Source organism: Rhizobium sp. BR 314 (assembly GCF_047445805.1).
GTDB classification, from domain to species: domain Bacteria; phylum Pseudomonadota; class Alphaproteobacteria; order Rhizobiales; family Rhizobiaceae; genus Rhizobium; species Rhizobium lusitanum_B.
In genome coordinates, this window is sequence record NZ_JARWLA010000001.1 from 169,818 (window position 1) to 188,409 (window position 18,592).

At 59.8% G+C, this 18,592-nt stretch carries 17 protein-coding genes and 1 riboswitch; of the genes, 7 read left to right on the forward strand and 10 right to left on the reverse strand.

The genetic code is table 11. The features are described from left to right. Nucleotides 1–11 precede the first annotated feature (11 nt). On the forward strand, nt 12–695 hold the full coding sequence (locus tag QD461_RS00810) for a pyridoxamine 5'-phosphate oxidase family protein (RefSeq protein ID WP_414086054.1): 684 nt from the start codon (nt 12–14) through the stop codon (nt 693–695). Between the two features lie 29 nt (nt 696–724). After that, entirely contained in the window at nt 725–1,387 is a 663-nt protein-coding gene (locus QD461_RS00815; RefSeq protein WP_414086055.1) for a GNAT family N-acetyltransferase, read from the forward strand. 21 nt (nt 1,388–1,408) lie between these two features. Here QD461_RS00815 and aac(6') read toward each other — a convergent pair whose 3' ends face one another. Next, complete coding sequence (gene aac(6'), locus QD461_RS00820; RefSeq protein ID WP_414086056.1) at nt 1,409–1,849, reverse strand: aminoglycoside 6'-N-acetyltransferase; 441 nt, start codon at nt 1,847–1,849, stop codon at nt 1,409–1,411. 136 nt (nt 1,850–1,985) lie between these two features. Between aac(6') and QD461_RS00825 the strand changes: the two genes are divergently transcribed. From QD461_RS00825 to QD461_RS00845, 5 genes are all read left to right on the forward strand, one after another. Next, nucleotides 1,986–2,984: a sterol desaturase family protein gene (locus tag QD461_RS00825; RefSeq protein ID WP_414086057.1), complete on the forward strand. Its 999-nt coding sequence runs from the start codon at nt 1,986–1,988 to the stop codon at nt 2,982–2,984. A 228-nt stretch (nt 2,985–3,212) separates the two neighbouring features. Continuing rightward, on the forward strand, nt 3,213–6,536 hold the full coding sequence (locus QD461_RS00830) for a thiamine pyrophosphate-dependent enzyme (protein ID WP_414086058.1): 3,324 nt from the start codon (nt 3,213–3,215) through the stop codon (nt 6,534–6,536). A 245-nt stretch (nt 6,537–6,781) separates the two neighbouring features. Beyond that, nucleotides 6,782–7,927 carry a PspA/IM30 family protein gene (locus tag QD461_RS00835; RefSeq protein WP_414086059.1) on the forward strand — a complete coding sequence of 382 codons (1,146 nt, stop codon included), beginning with the start codon at nt 6,782–6,784 and terminating at the stop codon, nt 7,925–7,927. A 3-nt stretch (nt 7,928–7,930) separates the two neighbouring features. Beyond that, a complete protein-coding gene (locus QD461_RS00840; RefSeq protein ID WP_414086060.1) occupies nt 7,931–8,584 on the forward strand; it encodes an OB-fold-containig protein in 654 nt (217 codons plus the stop codon). Next, complete coding sequence (locus tag QD461_RS00845; protein WP_414086061.1) at nt 8,581–10,299, forward strand: flotillin family protein; 1,719 nt, start codon at nt 8,581–8,583, stop codon at nt 10,297–10,299. Before QD461_RS00840 ends, QD461_RS00845 begins: the two co-directional genes overlap by 4 nt. Nucleotides 10,300–10,379: 80 nt before the next feature. On the opposite strand, the gene QD461_RS00850 is transcribed toward QD461_RS00845, so the two are convergent. The 9 genes from QD461_RS00850 to QD461_RS00890 all read right to left on the reverse strand — a co-directional run bounded on the left by QD461_RS00850 (nt 10,380) and on the right by QD461_RS00890 (nt 18,553). Then, nucleotides 10,380–11,225 (reverse strand): aspartyl/asparaginyl beta-hydroxylase domain-containing protein, encoded by an 846-nt coding sequence (locus QD461_RS00850; RefSeq protein ID WP_414086062.1) that lies wholly within the window; start codon nt 11,223–11,225, stop codon nt 10,380–10,382. 298 nt (nt 11,226–11,523) lie between these two features. Beyond that, complete coding sequence (crcB, locus tag QD461_RS00855) at nt 11,524–11,913, reverse strand: fluoride efflux transporter CrcB (RefSeq protein ID WP_414086063.1); 390 nt, start codon at nt 11,911–11,913, stop codon at nt 11,524–11,526. A 23-nt stretch (nt 11,914–11,936) separates the two neighbouring features. Beyond that, complete coding sequence (locus QD461_RS00860) at nt 11,937–13,307, reverse strand: voltage-gated chloride channel family protein (protein ID WP_414086064.1); 1,371 nt, start codon at nt 13,305–13,307, stop codon at nt 11,937–11,939. Nucleotides 13,308–13,421: 114 nt separating this feature from the next. After that, nucleotides 13,422–13,510: riboswitch (Fluoride riboswitch) on the reverse strand. Between the two features lie 64 nt (nt 13,511–13,574). Then, nucleotides 13,575–14,402 carry a class I SAM-dependent methyltransferase gene (locus QD461_RS00865; RefSeq protein ID WP_414086065.1) on the reverse strand — a complete coding sequence of 276 codons (828 nt, stop codon included), beginning with the start codon at nt 14,400–14,402 and terminating at the stop codon, nt 13,575–13,577. Between the two features lie 40 nt (nt 14,403–14,442). Next, entirely contained in the window at nt 14,443–15,486 is a 1,044-nt protein-coding gene (locus QD461_RS00870; RefSeq protein WP_184702975.1) for a Gfo/Idh/MocA family protein, read from the reverse strand. Nucleotides 15,487–15,494: 8 nt separating this feature from the next. Then, the gene (locus tag QD461_RS00875) at nt 15,495–16,280 is read right to left on the reverse strand and encodes a ThuA domain-containing protein (RefSeq protein ID WP_414086066.1); all 786 of its coding nucleotides are present in this window, start codon (nt 16,278–16,280) and stop codon (nt 15,495–15,497) included. 164 nt (nt 16,281–16,444) lie between these two features. Further along, nucleotides 16,445–16,786, reverse strand: coding sequence for an SMR family transporter (locus QD461_RS00880; RefSeq protein WP_199096464.1), 342 nt, complete (start codon nt 16,784–16,786; stop codon nt 16,445–16,447). Nucleotides 16,787–16,805: 19 nt separating this feature from the next. After that, a complete protein-coding gene (locus tag QD461_RS00885; protein WP_414086067.1) occupies nt 16,806–17,369 on the reverse strand; it encodes a TetR/AcrR family transcriptional regulator in 564 nt (187 codons plus the stop codon). A gap of 95 nt (nt 17,370–17,464) precedes the next feature. Then, nucleotides 17,465–18,553, reverse strand: a complete 1,089-nt coding sequence (locus QD461_RS00890; RefSeq protein ID WP_414086068.1) for an ABC transporter ATP-binding protein — start codon at nt 18,551–18,553, stop codon at nt 17,465–17,467. Nucleotides 18,554–18,592 lie beyond the last annotated feature (39 nt).

The following is an 18,592-nucleotide window of genomic DNA, read 5'->3' on the forward strand; positions in this document are numbered from 1 at the left end:
GAGAAGAGCCCATGAGCGATCAGCTGCCACCATCAACAGCGGACTACCCCACCACAGAACGGACACGCGTGCGGCGAAGCCCGAAACGTGGCACCCATGCCCGCGCGGACGTCCATGCCATTCTGGATGCCTCGCCCCTCTGTCATGTCGGCTATGTCATCAACGATGCCCCCTATGTGACGCCGACCCTGCATTGGCGCGAAGGCGATTATGTCTACTGGCACGGCTCCTCCGCCAGCCGCTTCCTGCGTGCTGCCGAGGACATGCCGGTTTGCCTGACCTGCAGCATCATGGATGGCTATGTGCTTGCCCGCTCCGCCTTCAATCATTCGGTCAACTATCGCTCGGCGATGGTCTTCGGTACGGCTCGGCTGGTCGACGATCCCGACGAAAAGAACCATGCTCTGCGCCAACTCATCGAGGATCTGTTTCCCGGACGGTGGGACAGCCTGCGGCCGATGACCACGCAGGAGGTCAAGGCGACATCGGTGCTGCGGATGAAGATCGACGAAGCCACCGCCAAGGTCCGCAACGCTCCGCCGGGCGACATCGACGAAGCGGACTATCCGGTATGGGCCGGCGTATTGCCGATAACAAGCCATCTGGCAACGCCGGAAACCGCGCCCGGCATGCCCAGCAATATTGAGCTACCACAAGCGCTGGTAGACCTGATAGCATCAGGTCGAATTCGCTGACCTGCATTCGAAGACCAAAGGACGTTAATATGGATCTTGCCAACTGGAGCGGCGTGTCTCGCCCCGAACGGACCACCCTCGAAGGTCGCTATGTCAGGATCGAGCCGCTCGATCCGACACGCCATGGTACCGAGCTGTTTGCCTCGGCTCAGGCCCCCGGCGCCGACGATCGCTTCCGCTATCTCTTCGAAGACGCTCCAGCCGATTATGCAGCCTTTTCTCCCTGGCTTGAGAAAGCCTCCTCCGGCACCGATCCCCTGTTCTTCGCAACGATCGATAAGCGAACCGGCCGTGTCGAGGGCCGGCAGGCATTGATGCGGATCGACAGCACGCATGGCGTCATCGAGATCGGAAGCATTCTCTGGGGGCCGGCGATCGCCCGCAGCCGGGTAACGACCGAAACGCTCTATCTCTTCGCATCCTACGTCTTCGACACGCTCGGATATCGCAGATTCGAGTGGAAGTGCCACAATCTCAACGAGCCGTCGAAGCGCGCCGCCCAACGTTTCGGCTTCACCTTCGAGGGTATCTTCCGCCAGCATATGGTCGCAAAGGGCAAGAACCGGGACACAGCCTGGTTTGCCATGATCGATGCCGACTGGCCGAAGCTGAAGGCCGGCTATGAGCGCTGGCTGGATCCAGCGAATTTCGACGAGGCCGGCCGACAGAAGACCAAACTGACATTTGGGTAGACCAGTAGGCAGCGGTTCTCGCTACACAGGCTTGCGAAAATAAACGACGCGCTGGGTTTCCACGAAGCCAAGCGCGGCATGAAATGCATGGCTTTCGAGATTGTCGATCAGCGCATCGGAAGCAAATTCGAAACAGCCGGCTGCCCTTCCCCAGCCGGCAACGGCCTGACAAAGCGCGCTGGCCACACCCTTGCGTCGATCCTCTTGGCGAACATAGGTTCCCTCGAGAAACAGAACTGGTGAGGTTTCACAGCCGTTGACGTAATCGTGCCGTAATGTCGCTTCTGCAAAACCGACAGCATGGCCCAGAGCATCGATCGCGACAAACCCAACACTGCCCTCAGCCGAACAAATCTCTTCGATCTCGGAGCGATGATATTCGAGCGAACGATGGGGCCAAAGCTCGGCGCGCAAACGCGCCCAGGCATCCCAATGCAGATCTCCAGCAACCTCTATCCACATGCCAATACCCCCTCAACGTTTTTGCAGACGGCCAGTGAGGCCGGAAAATTTCACTTTCGACTCCACAATCATCGCGCTACATAACGCGCTTGCTCACGCGAAAATTATTCGATGACCAATATCTGAGGACGATGGCATGACATTTCAAAGCAGTTCGCGTCTTTACGCTGCTGTTTCAGCCCTTCTATGGCCAGCGATCTTCTGCGGCGCTTTGATTGGCGCTTATTTTGCCTTCGCATCGAACATGCATCTCCTCTGGTTCAATGTCACCTACCTCTCGACCGTTGCAGTGATCGCGCTTTTCGAGCGACTGATGCCCTACGAGAAAACCTGGCAGAAGCGCGATGGCGAAACTTTCAACGATATCGCCCATACGATGCTGAGCAAAGGGGGCGTGCAAATTGCCGCCGCCATCGGCACGTCCTTCCCCATGGCGGTGGCGACCGTCGCGCAGCCGGTGCTGAGCTATCACTCACGCTTCTGGCCGGACCAGTGGCCGATGATCTTCCAGGTGGCTCTCGGCCTCGTCATCGCCGAGTTCGGCCTCTACATGGCGCATCGCCTCGCCCATGAGCATTTGTCGCTTTGGCGCTTTCATGCGCTGCATCACAGCGTCGAGCGGCTTTGGGTCATCAACACCGGCCGCTTCCATATCATCGACTCGCTGTTCAAGATCGCGCTCAGCCAGATTCCGCTCTACCTGCTCGGCGCGCCGCTGCCTGTCTTCTTGTGGATCGGCGCGGTGACAGCCACCATTGGCCTGCTCACCCACTGCAATGTCGATATGCGCACCGGCCCGCTCGACTGGATATTCTCAACGCCGCGCCTGCATCGCTGGCATCATTCCAAGCTGCTTTCGGAGGGCAATACGAACTACGGCGAAAATCTTGTGATCTGGGATCAGCTCCTCGGCACTTTCTACAATCCGCCGCGCCCTTCCTCCACAGATATCGGCATCACCGGTAAGGTCGCCAAGGGCTTCCTCGCCCAGATCGCGCAGCCCTTCTCCAAGAAGGGCCGCAAGGAAATCATCGGCAAGAAGCCCAAGGAGCTCATTCTAAAGGAAGAGCAAGCGGCAAAGGCTGCAGCAGCAGCGGCCCGGCGCGACGGCAGACCAATGCGCAAAAGCAGCTAGAAATACGCGGCACTGGAACGTCGGGAGGTGTCGGCCGAACCTCCCGTCGGTCCGCCCCGCTTGCACTGTGGATAGCAACATTCCGAAAAATTTCGACCCGACAACGCACGCAATTGCGTTTCAAACCGGGAAGATATTGTCATTTAACGTGTATTGAAAAAGCCCCCCCAGGGGATTACCTAGGTCCACGCAAATTGTTCGTGATGAAAGATTAGGAAAATCATTGAGATGGAAGGGAGGTTCAGCACAGAATACCTCAAGCAACTTCATAGAATATTTTATGTTTCTAGAGAAATAGACCGCCTTGAGCGAGAACTCATCAAGCAAGGCATAGCACATTTCCATGTTTCCGGCGCCGGACATGAGTCGACGGCGTTGCTCAACGAATTCCTCCAGGAAGACGACTGGCTGCACCTTCACTATCGCGACAAGGCACTGATGCTGGCGCGCGGCATGCCAATTCGCGAATTTTTCTCAAGTCTTCTCGCCACCGCCAATTCCCATTCCGCCGGCCGGCAGATGAGCGCACACCTTTCATCGCGCGCGCTCAACATCACGTCGATCGTCGGCCCCGTCGGCAACAATGCGTTGCACGCAGCCGGCGTCGGCGCGGCGCTGAAAAACAGATCCGGCAAGCCGATCGCGATCTGTTGCGTCGGCGACGGCACGACCCAGCAGGGCGAGTTTGTCGAAGCTGTGGCCGAGGCCGTACGCAACCAGTCCCCGGTCGTCTTCGTCATTGAAGACAATAGCTTCTCGATCTCCACACGGACGAGTAAGCAGACTTTCTTCGATCTGCCCGGTGGCCCCGCCTCGTCGTTTTACGGCGTAGACATCATTCGCACTGACGGCGATGATCTCACAGCCTCGCGTGAGGCTTTCCGCAAGGCCGTTCGCCAAAGCCGCGAGAGCCGCGCACCGAGCATCGTGCTGCTCAATGTTGAGCGCCTGTCCGACCACACCAACGCCGACGATCAGAAGACTTACCGCACAACACTGGAGATCGAAGCGAGCTCCACCCGCGATCCGCTTCCCAATCTGCGCGCACTGTTGAAAGATGCCGGCATCAATGCCGGCGAGCTTGAAAGGATCGAGCAGGAGCTGACGGCCGAGGTGCAGGTCGAGGCCAACCTCGCCCGCAAGGAAGATGCGCCCAAGGTCGAGCCGGAAGCAAAGGCTCCCTACCCCGCATCATTCGGCAAAGCGGCGGAATATCGCGGCGACGAGCGCGAAGCGACACTGACGATGCGCGAGGCATTGAACGACGTGCTGGAACGCCAGCTCGCCGCCAATCCCGATGTCGTGCTGTTCGGCCAGGATATCGAAGATCCAAAGGGCGACGTCTTCGGCGTCACCCGTGGCCTCAGCACGAAATATCCAGACCGTGTGCGCAATGCCGCGCTGACGGAATCGACGATCGTCGGAACCGCCGTCGGTCGCGCACTTGCGGGGCAGCGTCCTGTCGCCTTCCTGCAGTTCGCCGATTTCCTGCCGCTCGCCTACAACCAGATAGTCTCGGAAATGGGCAGCATGTTCTGGCGCACGAATGGCGCCTGGGAAGCCCCCGTCATCCTGATGGTCAGCTGCGGCGGCTACAAGCCAGGCCTCGGCCCGTTCCACGCTCAGAGCTTCGAGAGCTTGCTGGCGCACACGCCCGGTATAGACGTCGTCATGCCATCCAGCGCCGGCGACGCTGCCGGTCTGCTCAATGCCGCCTTCCAATCCCGGCGCCCCACCGTCTTCATGTATCCCAAGGCGGTGCTCAATAATTCCGACGGCCGCACCTCGCCCGACCTCGACAAGCACTTCGTCCACCCCGGACTTTCGCGCCATGTGGCGCGCGGCCGGGACCTGACGCTAGTCAGCTACGGCAATACCGTCTCCCTCTGCGCCAATGCGGCCAAGGCTTTCGAAGCCCAGGGCTTTTCCGTTGAGGTGATCGACCTTCGCTCGATCTCACCCTGGGACGAAAAAGAGGTATTGGCCAGCGCCCGGCGCACGCGCCGCCTGATCGTCGTCCATGAAGACAACCGCACCGTCGGCATGGGCGCAGAAATCGTTGCTACGGTTACCGAAAAGACCGATGTTCCGGTGGTCGTGCGCAGGCTTGCCCGCTCGGATGCCCACGTCCCGTTCAATTTTCGCAATCAGCTCGAGACCTTGCCGTCCTACAGCAAGCTTGTGGATCTGATGGCCGAAGTTCTCGAATGCGAAGTGACCTGGCACGAAGAGGACGACAGCGGCCCGACTGCCGCCATCAAGGCAATCGGCTCCGGCCCGGCCGACGAAAACGTGCTGATCACCGATCTGCTGGTCAAGCCCGGCGACACGATCGAAGTTGGCCAACTCGTGGCAGTCGTCGAGGCAACGAAGGCCTCGGTTGAGATCTGCGCCAACATCGGCGGCGTCGTGCAGGAAGTCTTCGCCAGGGTCGGCGATCAGATCGCCACCGACAGCCCGCTTCTGACCGTCGACGCAAACCGTGAGAGCAGCGAACGCAACTTCGCACTTGCCTCGGAAGTCCAGAACAAATTCGTGCTGCGTCGCCTGAAATCGCATGCCATCCCGACGCTACGCCGCCATTCCGGCAGTTTCTCGGAGATCGCGGTCAGCGGCATCGGCTATGCGACAGGCGGGCGCCGCGTCGCCAACGAAGACATCATCCATCACTGGCCGAACCGGCGCGCGGAAGAGATCTTTGCCTTGACCGGCATCAAGAGTCGCTACTGGGTTGCTCCGGGCGAAGGTACGCTTAGCCTTGCGACCAAGGCCGTGCGCGATCTGCTTCGCCAGACCCAGATGACAATCCACGACATCGATCTGGTCATAGCCGCAACGGGCACGCCTGATATCGCGACGCCGTCGCTCGCAAGCCGCGTTGCCGTCGCCGTCGCGGAAGACGGCGTCCGGCCATCTCTGGCCGCTTACGACATGGGCGCTGCCTGCTCCGGTTATCTTTACGCTCTGCAGCAAGCCTATGATTTCATTGCACAGCAGAACGACGCGAAGGTGCTGATCGTCACCTCCGAGGTCCTGTCGCCGCTGCTCGACATGAAGGATTTCTCCACTGCCATCCTATTCGGCGATGCCGCAACCGCAAGCCTGGTGACGACCCGCGAAATGGCGCGCAACCCCATATTCGCGGCAAGCCGTCCCACCATCAGCGGGCGGCCCGAGCCGGGCGATCTTCTCTATGTACCGCTGCCGGATGATGGCGTCATCGCAATGAATGGCCGCACGGTTTTCACCGAAGCCGTGCACTCCATGTCCCGGTCGATCGAGGATGCCTGCGTCGATGCCGGCATCGAGCTTGCCAATCTCGATCTGCTCGTGCCACATCAGGCCAACCAGCGCATCATCGACACCATCGCCAAGCGCAGCGGTCGTCCCGCTCTGAGCGTGATCGAGAACTACGGCAACACCAGCTCTTCGAGCATCCCGCTCGCCATGATGCATGTCGCCCATGAACGATCCGAGCCCCTCAACCTGGGCCTCGTCGCTTTCGGCGGCGGCATGACCTCAGGCGCGGCGATCGTCCGCACGATCAAGTAGTCAGCCCTTAGACCTCAATCCGAAAACGATGCTTCGCCCTGACCGGGGCGCGGCACCGGCTGGATGCGGCCATGTTGGGGAGCAACTTCCACACAAACGGGAGTTGCTATCGGCTGCGATCTTCCATAGAGAGCGCGAAGCATCAAGTTTCTGCAACTTATGCGGCCCATCTTTCATTACAATTCATTCATGTTTGCTGATGCAAGCCCTTGAAAAGCACTTGAGCGGTGCTTTACTTGAGATGCATGGCTAAGACACCCACTCCATCGCACGCAACGGATCTGCGGTATGAACTCGCGCCCGATGCAGAGGCACAACAGGCGATGGATGAGACCTTCGCCGCATATAGGCAGATGATGACACTTTTGGCAGAGATCGTTCCGGACAGAGCCGGTTCGAACCTCGTCAGGCTTCATGACCTTGCCTATGAAACCATCCGCGAACGCACCGCTTTGCCCGCGCGCCTCGTGACGCTCGGCCTGCGGGACTTTGCGGCAGGCCGAGGGGCGTTGACGGCGATCAACCGTCTGCCCCTCGACGAGAAGCTTTTTGCCATCAAGGGTCCATCGGACCTGACAATCTCGACGGTGCGCGGCCGGTTTGCCGTGCCCTTCGACGTGGCCGGTTATTTCAAGGGCTGGGAGAGCGTCTTTCCCGCCTATTTGATCGCCGATGACGGCCGCTACGAGATTCACATCGGCGTAACGCCCAACTCCCCTCGAACGGAGGAAAACATCATGACGAATGAAGGCATTCTTTCCCGCATGGGACGGCTGATCGCCGGCCTCGCCAACACCGCCATCGACAAGGTGGAAGGCGCGAACAAGATCGCAGTCATCGAACAAGCGCTGCGGGAGATCGATGCGGCCGCAGACGAAGCTCGCGCCGACCTGGGCAAGGCGCGCGCCGAGGAATATCGCATCCAGAGCCGCCGTACTGAAATTGCCGATAACCTCTCAGCCCTCGACGAGAAAATACGGCTCGCCGTTTCCGCCGATCGCGACGATCTCGCCAAGGCCGGCGTAGCCCGCCAGATCGACCTGGAAGCCCAGATCGCCGCGCTTGACAAGGCGCTGGCGGATTCCCACGAGCAGATCGACGAGGGCCAGAAGGCGCTGCAAGCCATTCTCGCCACACGCCGCGAGGCAGAAGCACGGCTCGTGGACTTCAAGCGCAGCGTCGCCCGTCATGCGCCGGAGGAGACAAGCGGTGGAAAATCACATGTATCGCCCAGCATCGGCGCAGCTCGCGCGGCGTCGGCAGTTTCTCGCCTGACGGGCGTACCGGCAGGCGAGCCCACCACCAGTGCCGAGCTCGATGAGCTCGACCGCCTGCACCGGGAGCAGGCTATAGAAGCACGCCTTGCCCGCTTCAAGGCCAATGGCCAGTAAACGATGCATCTGTTTCTCGCACCCGAATGTGTGCCTTTTGCCATTGCGGCAATGATCCTGATCGGACTGACGGCAATCGAAATCCTGTCGATGCTGCTCGGCTTCTCGCTGAGCGAACTCATCGGTAAGCCGCATTTCGATGGTCACGATGGTGCGCTCGCCGGCCTGCTCTCCTGGATCAATATCGGCGGCGTGCCGCTGCTGATCCTGATCATGCTGCTGCTCGGCATGTTTGCCATCACCGGCTTCGCCGTGCAGACGGTCGCCGACAGTATTTCTGCACCACTGCCGGCAATCGTCGCGGTCATTCCCGCCACGGTTCTGACCATTCCGCTGGTAAGAGGCTCAACCCGCACCATCGCGCGGCTCATTCCACGCGATGAAACCTATGCCGTCGACAGCGCCGATTTCGTCGGACGCACCGGCACAGTCACCATCGGCCCTCTGGACCAGGGCCTGCCCGGCCGCGTCAGCGTCAAGGATGCCTTCGGCAATTGGCATCAGCTGCGAGCCAGCGCCGCCAAGGGCGAAGGTCCGTTGCCGATCGGCGCCAAAGTCCTGCTTGTCGACCGCAAGGCCGACATCTTCATCGCAGTTTCCGCCCCATCGGACCTTGTGGAGTCCGGTGATAAATCCTCCACGGAGCAACCTTCATGACCGACCTTTACGACCTTATCGTTCCCGCAGGCATCGGCCTCGTCCTGATCCTCGGGATCGGCTTTGTCCTCGCCTCGCTCTATGTCCGCTCAAGCCGCGATGAAGCCTATGTGCGGACCGGCCTCGGTGGCCAGAAAGTCGTTCTCGACGGCGGTTCTGTGGTGCTGCCGATCTTCCACTCAATCGCTCGCGTCAACCTCAAGACCCTGCGCCTGGAAGTTCAGCGCGGCGAAAACGACGCGCTGATCACCAAAGACCGCATGCGCGTCGACATCGGTGCCGAGTTCTACGTCCGTGTCAAGCCGGACAGCTCGTCCATCGCGCTTGCCGCCCAGACACTCGGCAGCCGCACCAACGACAGCGAGCAACTGCGCCAGCTGATCGAGGCAAAGTTCGTCGACAGCTTGCGCTCGGTCGCAGCCACGATGAATCTCGATGCACTGCAGGAACAACGCATGGATTTCGTCAAGGCAGTGCAGGATGCCGTTGGCTCCGACCTGCAATCCAACGGTCTCGAACTAGAATCGGTGTCGCTTACCCGCCTCGACCAGACCGATATCAAACACTTCAATGCCAACAACTTCTTCGACGCCCACGGTCTTGCCGCGCTCACCCGCGTCACCGAAGCCCGTAAGAAGGAGCGCAACGAGGTCGTCCGCGATACCGAAGTCGCGATCGCCCAGAAGGACCTCGAGGCTCGCCAACAGTCCCTCACCATCGAGCGGACGAAGCGCGAGGCCGAGCTGAACCAGCAGCGCGACATCGCCAATAAGTCGGCCGCTACCCGCGCCGAAACCGCACAGCAGGAACAGGCAGCCAAGCGCGCGGAAGAAGAAGCCCGCATTGCGGCCGAACAGGCGATCGCAGAACGCGAGGCGGCTGCAAAGCAGGCCCGCGAATCCGCCAACATCGACTCAACCCGGGCCGTGCAGCAGCGCGATACCGAAGCCCGGCGCGACATTCAGATCGTCGCCCAGGAAAGCGCCATCGCGGTCTCCAACAAGAGCCGTGAGGAGTCGGAAGCCAAGGCCAAGGCAGAGGCTGCCCGCGCACTCGCCATCGCTGCCGAAGAAAAGGTCGGCACCGCCAAGGCTGTTGAGATCGCAGAACGTGAAAAGCAGATCGCCGTGATCGACGCGCAAAAGCGCGCTCAGACCCAGGCGACCGCCGTTACGATTGCAGCAGAAGCCGAAAAGCAGGCAGCCATCGACCAGGCAGATGCCATCAAGACGCTGGCAACCGCCGATGCCGATGCCGCGATCATCAAGGCCAAGGGTATTCTCGAAACCGGTAAGGCAACGGCTGAGAGCGAAGCGCTGCTCAACGAAGCCCGCAACAAGCTCAGCCCCGCCATCATCGAGTTCGAGATCACCCGCGAGCGCATCCGCATTGTGCCCGCCGCCCTTGCCGAAGCGGTCAAGCCTATCGAAAAGATCTCCGACATCCGCATCTTCGACACCGGCGGCATGCTCGGCCGCAACAACGGCGGCACGAATGGTGGCAACGGCGTCGGCCTCGGCGAAGGGCTTGCCGGTCAGCTTCTCTCCTACCAGGCCAACAAGCCGATCCTCGACCGCCTGCTCAAGGAAGCCGGCTTCGACGGCGACAACGCCATCTCGGCGCTTCTCGGCAAGCTCGACGGGAAGTCCGCGGCAGCCGAGCCGGAGGAAGAAGACTATGAGGAAGAGGGAGAGGACGCGAGCAAGCCTGCCTGACGCCGGCCTCTGATCGACAAAATGAAACCCCGGAATCTTCGCTGATTCCGGGGTTTTGTTAAATCAAACAGCCGATGAAATCAGGGCTTCGGACGGTTTCTGAACGCCTCGGCTTCGGCGTAGAACTTCTTTTCCCATTCCTTGTGATTATCGAGGCCTTCCTTGATAAAAGGCGTGAAGATCGCCAGGTTCATCAAGGCCCAGTTGACGATGCGGGCCGGGAATTTCAGCGGCTTGACGAAATCGACAAAGAGGACGACGCGGGTTTTGTCGGAATGGTTCCAGGCCTCGTGCTCATAGGCGTCATCAAAGATCAGCGCCTTGCCTTCCTGCCAATGACACACCTGCTTGTCGACGCGGATAGCAAGCTTGTCGTTCGGCTCCGGCACGATGAGGCCGAGATGCAGGCGTAGCACACCGTTATACGGGCCGCGATGCGCGGGAAGATGCTTGCCCGGCTCGAAGATCGAGAACATCGCCGTGGTCAGGCCGGGGATCTTCTGTACGGCAGCCCAGGTATTCGGGCACGCCTTGATGTTCTGCTCGGACTTCACGCCGAAACCGAGGAGGAAGAAGGTCTTCCAACGGGTGTCGGTCGAAATCGTCTTCACATCGGTCGAGATGTCCTGGAAGGTCGGAAGCTCGCTCTGGCGCAGCAACACCTTCTCAAGCTCCGCACGGATCGCCGGATAATCCTTCTCGATCTCGGCAGCCCAGGGGAAGGTTTTGGTGTCATAAACAGGCGGGTTGCCAAGCTTGGCGTATTTCAGATTGAGTCCCTCAGCCCAGGCGACGATGCCCATGAAGAAGCGCGTCATCGCGCTCGCGCGCTCCATGGGCGCGATCCCGGCCGTGCCAAAAGTCTGTTCCGGAGTATGCGATTCGTTGGAAGTGGGAGCAGGTGCGCTCAAGGAACTCTCCGTCATGTCTGTCTTTAAGGGCTGTCCAGGGAGGAAATCTTCGCCAACGGAATCTGCATGCAAATCCCTAGGAGGCAACAGGCTTGAAGCTTGGGATATCAGTCTGTCCCTTCCCGATTGACACCCGACTCCTTTGTTATGCGGTGATCTTAATAATCAATTATATGAGTTGAATAGTCGAATTTCGCAAGAGAGCCCGTTCGCAACGAACGGCGGTTCATCCTGGGACGAATCTCCAGCAATTCTCGTGTGCCATTCACCTCAGAATCGGCAGAAATGCGGCGAAATCTGCCGAGCTCCATCACTATGTAGTTTGAGCCTGAATTATTAGCCGGACAATTGCAAGTCCAGCAATTAACGCACAGATAGATAGGAAAACGGACGGGGCGATATAGGCAATTGCCGGCGCCCACTGACCGCGTTCCCAAAGCAGGACGCTCTCCAATGCGAAGGTCGAAAACGTCGTGAACCCGCCCAGGATGCCTATGGTGAGAAACAGCCGCACCTCCTGCGACACACCGCCGAGGAAGGAGAAATACTCCGTCAGCAATCCCATGAGGAAGGCCCCGAGGACATTGATGACAAGGGTGCCCAAGGGAAACTCCCCACCGAGCAGACGGTCGGCAACTTCATTGATGCCAAGGCGGAAGGCGCCGCCGACCCCGGCACCGACAAACACGATGAAATGGAGCACGCCAATCTCCAGCCTTCGTTACATCAAGCCTTTTCGATCTTATGGGTATCTTCCCGCTGCGCCGTCAGGTTGCCATCGCGAATATGTCTCAGTTGTGCATCCGCAGGAAGCGGTCCTGAGGCTGCGCTCTTTGCGATGCCAAGCCGCTGCGCCAGATAGATGCTGGTATGGCCGCTGCAGATGTAGGCAAGGAAGCAGGCGACAGCGAGATAGACGGTATGGGTCGCGCCGAAGAGCTCGATGCCCATGATCATGCAGGCCAGCGGTGTATTCGTCGCCCCGGCAAAGACGGCGACAAAACCCAATCCGGCGAAGAGATCGGCCGGGGCCCCGAGGACGGAGGCAAGGGCATTGCCGAGCGCAGCACCAATGAAAAACAGAGGCGTCACCTCGCCGCCCTTGAAGCCGGCGCTCAGTGTAACGATGGTGAAGACCGCTTTCCAGAACCAGCTCCAATAGTCGACATGGGCGGGATCGAAGAAGCCGAGGATCGTCGCATCGCCGGGGTTGGGCGACCAGACGCCAAGCCCCAGATATTGTCGGGTTCCGAGCAGGTAGACGAGGCCGATCAATATCGCGCTGGCAATAACGGGCCGCAGCGGCGCATAGGCGCAGAGCCGCTTGAACGCCGCCGACGCCCGATGCGAGACCTCGCTGAAACAGCGGGCGGCCAGACCGAAGATCACGCCGGCTATGCCGACCTTGAGAAGCAGCAACGCATCCAGATGGAAAGTGCCGGCCGGAGTGCCTGCAAGATAGCCGATCTGATACTGGATATGCTCGATACCCCACGCGTGGCAGGTCCAGTCCGCCGCGATCGCTGCCGCAAGGCTCGGGATGAGCGCTTCATATTGCACTCGCCCGATCGTCAGCACTTCGAGCGCAAAGATCGCCCCGGCGATCGGCGTGCCGAAAACCGCACCGAAACCGGCGGCGATACCCGCCATGAGAAGCACGCGGATCTCGGCATGACTGAGCCGAAAAACCTTGGCAAAGGCGCTGGCAATACTGCCCCCGAGTTGCACGGCCGTGCCCTCGCGCCCCGCCGAGCCGCCAACCAGATGCGTCAGAACGGTGGATACGAGAATGAAGGGCGCCATGCGCAGCGGCACGCCACCGCCCGGCTCATGGATCTGGTCGACAATCAGATTGTTGCCGCCTTCGGAACCGCGGCCGAAGCGCTGGTAAACCAGCACCATCAGAAAGCCCGCAACCGGCATCAGGAAGATCAGCCAGGGATGGTCGAAGCGCGTTGCCGTCGCCTTGTCCAGGCTCCACAGAAACAGGGCACAGAGCGAACCGACAACGACAGCCATCGGCGCGACCAGGAGGATCCATTTGAACAGACTGCGAAATTGCTGAAAGCGATGCTGAAAATAGGCGGATGCGGACATCAGTTTGCCCCTCCCGCGAAGCCATACCGAGGTCTTGCGGGGATACCGGATGGGGGATAGGATTGGGTTGACGGCAAGAAAAAAAGCACGACCCTACTCCTTCGCCTTCAGGCGGGTTGAGTAGGAGTCATCAGCTTCCCTGGAGAAATCAGAGCAGCGGTTCGGCCACCATGGCCCGGCAGAAATCCATTACCGTTGAGATTGCAATATAGAAATAGCCCCGCCGCTGTCAACGCACTACGACCAAGTACATCGTACACGACACCGTCAAACGGCTTTCGCGATCATCTCGATCGGTGCGAGCAATCCGCCTTCGACCGAGGTATTGACGTTGTTGCTTCGTTCACCGGCTTTCGGACCCATCAGTGCGCGGAATCCCTGGTCACGCGCGCCACCTGCGGCAGCCTTGGCACGTGCCTCGTGCGCCAGACGGATCGCCAGCGCGCTGCGATCCTGTTCCAGCTCCACCACCAAACCTGCCTCATCGAGCAGTCGACGATAGACATCGGGGCTGCGAACGAAACTGGTCTCCGGATCCATCGCCCAAGGCATTGGAAAGGGTAGCGCGCCATCACGCATCTGCATCACTTCATAGAGGCCGAAACGACCACCCGGCTTCAGGATGCGCCTGATCTCCGCGAACAGCTTCGCCTTGTCCTCGATGTTCATACCGACATGAATGAGTGTCGCGCGGTCGAAACTGCCGCTCTCGAAAGGCAGGGACAAGGCACTCCCCTGCTGGAAGGACACTTGCTCCGCCAGACCGCAACGGGCGGTCAGCGAATTGGCGACCTGAACGAATTCTTCGGTAAGATCGATACCCGAGACGACGCATCCATAGGTGTCGGCAAAATGGCGGGCAGGCCCGCCTAGCCCCGATCCGATATCGGCAAGCCGGAGGCCTACGGAAAGATCAAGATCGCGCGCAAGATCCACCGTGGCAGCATGGCGCCCCAGGTGAAACTCATCGACGCCGGCCAGATCGCGAATGCGCAGGTTGTCGATATCCCTACCGTTATCGGCAAGGGTTTGCAGGATCGCCGTTTCCAGCGATCCGCGTGTGTAATGGTTGGCAACTTTTTCCTCGGTAGACATGCACGCACTCCCAAGGCTTTGCCTGAAGGGTCTTAGGATATCAGACCTTCAGTTCGCGCCGCTCTGTTTCCGTCACCATGGCAAGATCCAGCACGCGCTGCAAGTTTGCTGCATGGCGGAAGCTCGGATCCTGACTGCTGCCCGTCATGACGGCTTCGGCGAAGCGCTGGTAATTGGTCGGGACCGGCGGCACCTCGATCACCTTCCACGTCGCCGTTTCGGTATCATCGCCAAGGCAGCCGCGCAGCTCGGAGCCGTTCGGGCTGTGGGTCACTTCCAGGCCGCCGCGCTCGCCATAGATGCGAAGCTTCAGCTCATTCAAGTGACCCGTTGCCCAGCGGCTCGCATGGACGACGCCAAGTGCACCGTTGGCGAAATCGACCGACATCGAAAAGCTGTCGTTGGCGTCGAGCGTATATTCGCCGATACGCTCACCAGGAGCCTTGGCGAATGTCTTCAGCCGAGCGAAGACGTGATCGATATCGGTCGCTGCGCCATAGGCGGCGAAATCGAGAATATGGATGCCGATATCGCCGAGAACGCCGTTCGAACCGTGCCCGGTCGATAAGCGCCACAGCCACTTGGACTCGCTGCGCCAGTCACCCCAGGCCTTGGAGACGAGCCAGCTCTGCAGGTAGGACGCCTCCACATGCTTGACCGTGCCGATCTCGCCCGAGATCACCATCTCGCGCGCCTTTTGCAGTTGCGCGACATTGCGATAGGTCAGGTTGACCATATTGACGACCCCTGCCCTTTCGGCAGCTTCCGTCATCTCCAACGCCTTCTCATAGTTCTCCGCGAGAGGCTTCTCGCAGAGAACATGTTTGCCGGCGGCAAGCAGCGGCAGAGTGGTCGGATTGTGAGCCTTGTCCGGCGTGACGTTTGTCACCGAATCAAATTCACCCCAGGCCAGTGCCTCGTCCAAGGACAGAAAGCGCTTCTTGATATCGAACGTATCGCAAAAGGCAGTGAGCCTTGTCGCATCCGTATCAACGGCGCCGACAATTTCGACGCCAGGAATGCGGGCGAAATGCTCTACATGGTTCTTCGCCATGCCGCCCGTGCCAACTACTATGAGACGCATGTGATACCTCAGCGATAACCGGCTTCGCCGGCCTGGTGCAGTCTCGGACCGCGTTCGACGATCGGCTCCAGTGCCTTCTCGACCGGCACGTTCGGCGCATCATGGATGCTGGCCTGCGTGCCGAGCGGGTTATGAGCCCATTTCACGGAATTGATCAGAACCTTGTGAACGGTGTCGTTGTGATAGGTCGGATAAGTCTCATGGCCCGGGCGGAAATAGAAGATGTTGCCGGCGCCACGGCGCCAGGTCATGCCGGAGCGGAAGACTTCCCCACCCTGGAACCAGGAAATGAACACGGTTTCCAGCGGTTCCGGAACGGAGAACTGCTCGCCGTACATTTCCTCATTTTCCAGCTCGAAATGCTCACCAAGGCCGGCTGCAATCGGGTGACGGGGATTGATGACCCACAGGCGCTCGCGTTCGCCCGCCTCACGCCACTTCAACGCGCAGGGCGTGCCCATCAGACGCTTGAAGATCTTGGAGAAATGGCCTGAGTGCAGGACAATGAGGCCCATACCTTCCCACACGCGCTTAGCAACTCGCTCGACCACTTCGTCGCTGACGGCGCCATGGTCTTTGTGGCCCCACCACAACAGCACGTCGGTATCCTTAAGCCGGGCTTCACTGAGACCATGCTCAGGCTCCTGCAACGTTGCAGTTGTTGCTTCGATACCAGCGTCGGCGTTCAGCGCCTTGGCGATGGTATTGTGCATGCCTTCCGGATAGATCTCGGCGACGACCTTGTTTGTTTGCTCGTGAATGTTTTCGCCCCATACGACGGCACGAATAGTCATTGCGGCACTCCTTTAATACCATTGGGTTTGAATAGTTTATGCATTCCAAAGCGCTTTGGGAAAACGCCGTAATACGAGCCTCGATCAACCCATCTATCGCAAGACATAGTTCGTCCAAAGCGTTTTGACAAAGGCAAAAATAACGATGGACAACACCTGTCTTTTCAGTGCGACACGGACTTTGAAAAGAGGTTGACGACCAGCACGCCGATGATGATCAGCGCCAGGCCAATGATGGCGGCAAGATCGAGCTTCTGCCGGAAAAACACCAGCCCGACTACCGAAATCAGCACGATGCCGAGTGCACTCCAGATGGCATAGGCTATGCCGACCGGGATCACCCGCAACGTTACCGAAAGACAATAGAAGGCAGCGGCATAGCAGACCACCAGCACGATCGTAGGACCGAGACGGGTGAACTGCTGCGACATCTGCAACGCCGTCGTGCCGATCACTTCGAGCACGATCGCAACCATCAGCATTGCATAGACCGATGCGTTCGCCATTCCATTTTCTCCGATAAAGTTAGAGCTGCGTCAGCTCAATCAGCCGCCCGATAAGTCTTTCGCGCGCGTCTTCGCCCATGTCGTGGCTGCCGAGCAGGTCTGCGAGCCAGATCCCGTCGGTTGCCAGCCTGACGATGGCCGCATCCACCGAGGAATCCGTACCCACATATTCCTCGCTGCGCTCGCGCACCCAGTCGCGCCAGCGTTGCCGCAATTGCGGCTCGCTGAGCAGCACCATGGTCACCTGCACCCAGTCCTTCGTTCCCTGCGGCTGGTCCCGCAATGCCAGGCAGGCACGCAGATAGCCACGGGTAAACCGGCCGTGCGGCATCGGATCGGCACGCATCGCCTCTTCGATCGCAGCATCCAGACGTTCGAGCAGGCTGTCGAACAGCGCTTCCAGCAGCATGTTCTTGCTAGGGAAGTGATGCAACAAACCACCTTTGCTGACACCGGAGGCGCCGGAAACGGCATCCAGCGTCACCGCAGTCATCCCTTTTTCGGAAGCAAGCCGCGCCGCTACCTCCAGCAATTGCTGGCGGACGAACAAAGGCTGCTTCTTCCTATGGTGCGCAGTGGACATGGCGACATAACATACCAGTTAGACGGTTTCGTCAATGACCTGATTGATAGCTTCTAAGCCCCATTGATTTTGAATGATCCCCGTATTGCTCCTCCTTAGTTGACGGAATGATGCGCGGCATCGCCCGCATCGAAAATGCTCACCTTCGCTGCCTCGACTGCAAAGGCGATCGGCGAACCTGTCGTGATGCTCGTCATGCCGGGATCGGTGCCGATGATCTTCGACCCGTCCCTTAGCCGGACATGGACGAGCGAACGATCACCGAGGCGCTCTACTGTCTCCACCTGCCCGGCGATATCGCCCTTCTCGGCCGTGGTGACGACGAGATGTTCCGGCCTGACGCCAAGCGTCAGCCCCGAGTTCTCAAGCCCGTCCAATGCGACAGAAGTCTTGATGATCGATCCGTCCGGCAAGGTCGCGGTTGCAAGCCCGCCTGCCTCGCTGACGCCAGCGACGTTGATGAAGTTCATGCCCGGCGAGCCGACAAACTGCGCGACATAGCGTGTCGCGGGGCGCGTGTAGATCTCGACCGGCGACGCCACCTGCTCGATCTTTTTGTTGTTCAAGAGCACGATACGGTCGGCAAGCGTCATTGCCTCCACCTGATCGTGGGTGACGAACACCATCGTCGCGCCCAGCCGCTCGTGCAGTTGCGCCAGCTCGACGCGGGTGCGCGTGCGCAATCCGGCATCCAGATTGGAAAGCGGCTCGTCGAAGAGGAAGACATCCGGTTCGCGCACGATGGCGCGGCCGATCGCAACACGCTGGCGCTGGCCGCCGGACAACGCCGAAGGCTTGCGATCGAGAAGATGCGGCATTTCAAGGATCTTCGCGGCCGCCTCGATGCGCCGGTCGATCTCGGCCTTCGGGGTCTTGATGTTGCGCAGGCCGAAAGACATGTTGTCGCGAACGGTCATGTGCGGATAGAGCGCATAGGATTGGAAAACCATGGATACGCCACGCTCACCCGGCGGCAACTGATCAACGCGCCGTCCGCCGATCCAAATTTCACCGCTCGTGATCGACTCCAGGCCCGCGATCATCCGCAGTAAGGTCGACTTGCCGCACCCCGAGCCGCCGAGAAAGACGACGAACTCGCCGCGCTCGATCGTCAGATCGATATCGTTGAGAACCTGTACAGCCCCGAAATGCTTGGTGAGGGACTTGATATTGATTCCTGCCACTTGCTCCTCCTGCGGAAAATTCGAACTTCGTCAGAACTG

Excerpts from the sequence above, each read along its gene's own strand:
- QD461_RS00810 (WP_414086054.1), top strand. The coding sequence starts at position 12 with ATGAGCGATCAGCTGCCACCATCAACAGCGGACTACCCCACCACAGAA.
- QD461_RS00815 (WP_414086055.1), top strand. The coding sequence starts at position 725 with ATGGATCTTGCCAACTGGAGCGGCGTGTCTCGCCCCGAACGGACCACC.
- QD461_RS00825 (WP_414086057.1), top strand. The coding sequence starts at position 1,986 with ATGACATTTCAAAGCAGTTCGCGTCTTTACGCTGCTGTTTCAGCCCTT.
- QD461_RS00830 (WP_414086058.1), top strand. The coding sequence starts at position 3,213 with ATGGAAGGGAGGTTCAGCACAGAATACCTCAAGCAACTTCATAGAATA.
- QD461_RS00835 (WP_414086059.1), top strand. The coding sequence starts at position 6,782 with ATGGCTAAGACACCCACTCCATCGCACGCAACGGATCTGCGGTATGAA.
- QD461_RS00840 (WP_414086060.1), top strand. The coding sequence starts at position 7,931 with ATGCATCTGTTTCTCGCACCCGAATGTGTGCCTTTTGCCATTGCGGCA.
- QD461_RS00845 (WP_414086061.1), top strand. The coding sequence starts at position 8,581 with ATGACCGACCTTTACGACCTTATCGTTCCCGCAGGCATCGGCCTCGTC.
- QD461_RS00850 (WP_414086062.1), bottom strand. The coding sequence starts at position 11,225 with ATGACGGAGAGTTCCTTGAGCGCACCTGCTCCCACTTCCAACGAATCG.
- QD461_RS00860 (WP_414086064.1), bottom strand. The coding sequence starts at position 13,307 with ATGTCCGCATCCGCCTATTTTCAGCATCGCTTTCAGCAATTTCGCAGT.
- QD461_RS00865 (WP_414086065.1), bottom strand. The coding sequence starts at position 14,402 with ATGTCTACCGAGGAAAAAGTTGCCAACCATTACACACGCGGATCGCTG.
- QD461_RS00870 (WP_184702975.1), bottom strand. The coding sequence starts at position 15,486 with ATGCGTCTCATAGTAGTTGGCACGGGCGGCATGGCGAAGAACCATGTA.
- QD461_RS00875 (WP_414086066.1), bottom strand. The coding sequence starts at position 16,280 with ATGACTATTCGTGCCGTCGTATGGGGCGAAAACATTCACGAGCAAACA.
- QD461_RS00880 (WP_199096464.1), bottom strand. The coding sequence starts at position 16,786 with ATGGCGAACGCATCGGTCTATGCAATGCTGATGGTTGCGATCGTGCTC.
- QD461_RS00885 (WP_414086067.1), bottom strand. The coding sequence starts at position 17,369 with ATGTCCACTGCGCACCATAGGAAGAAGCAGCCTTTGTTCGTCCGCCAG.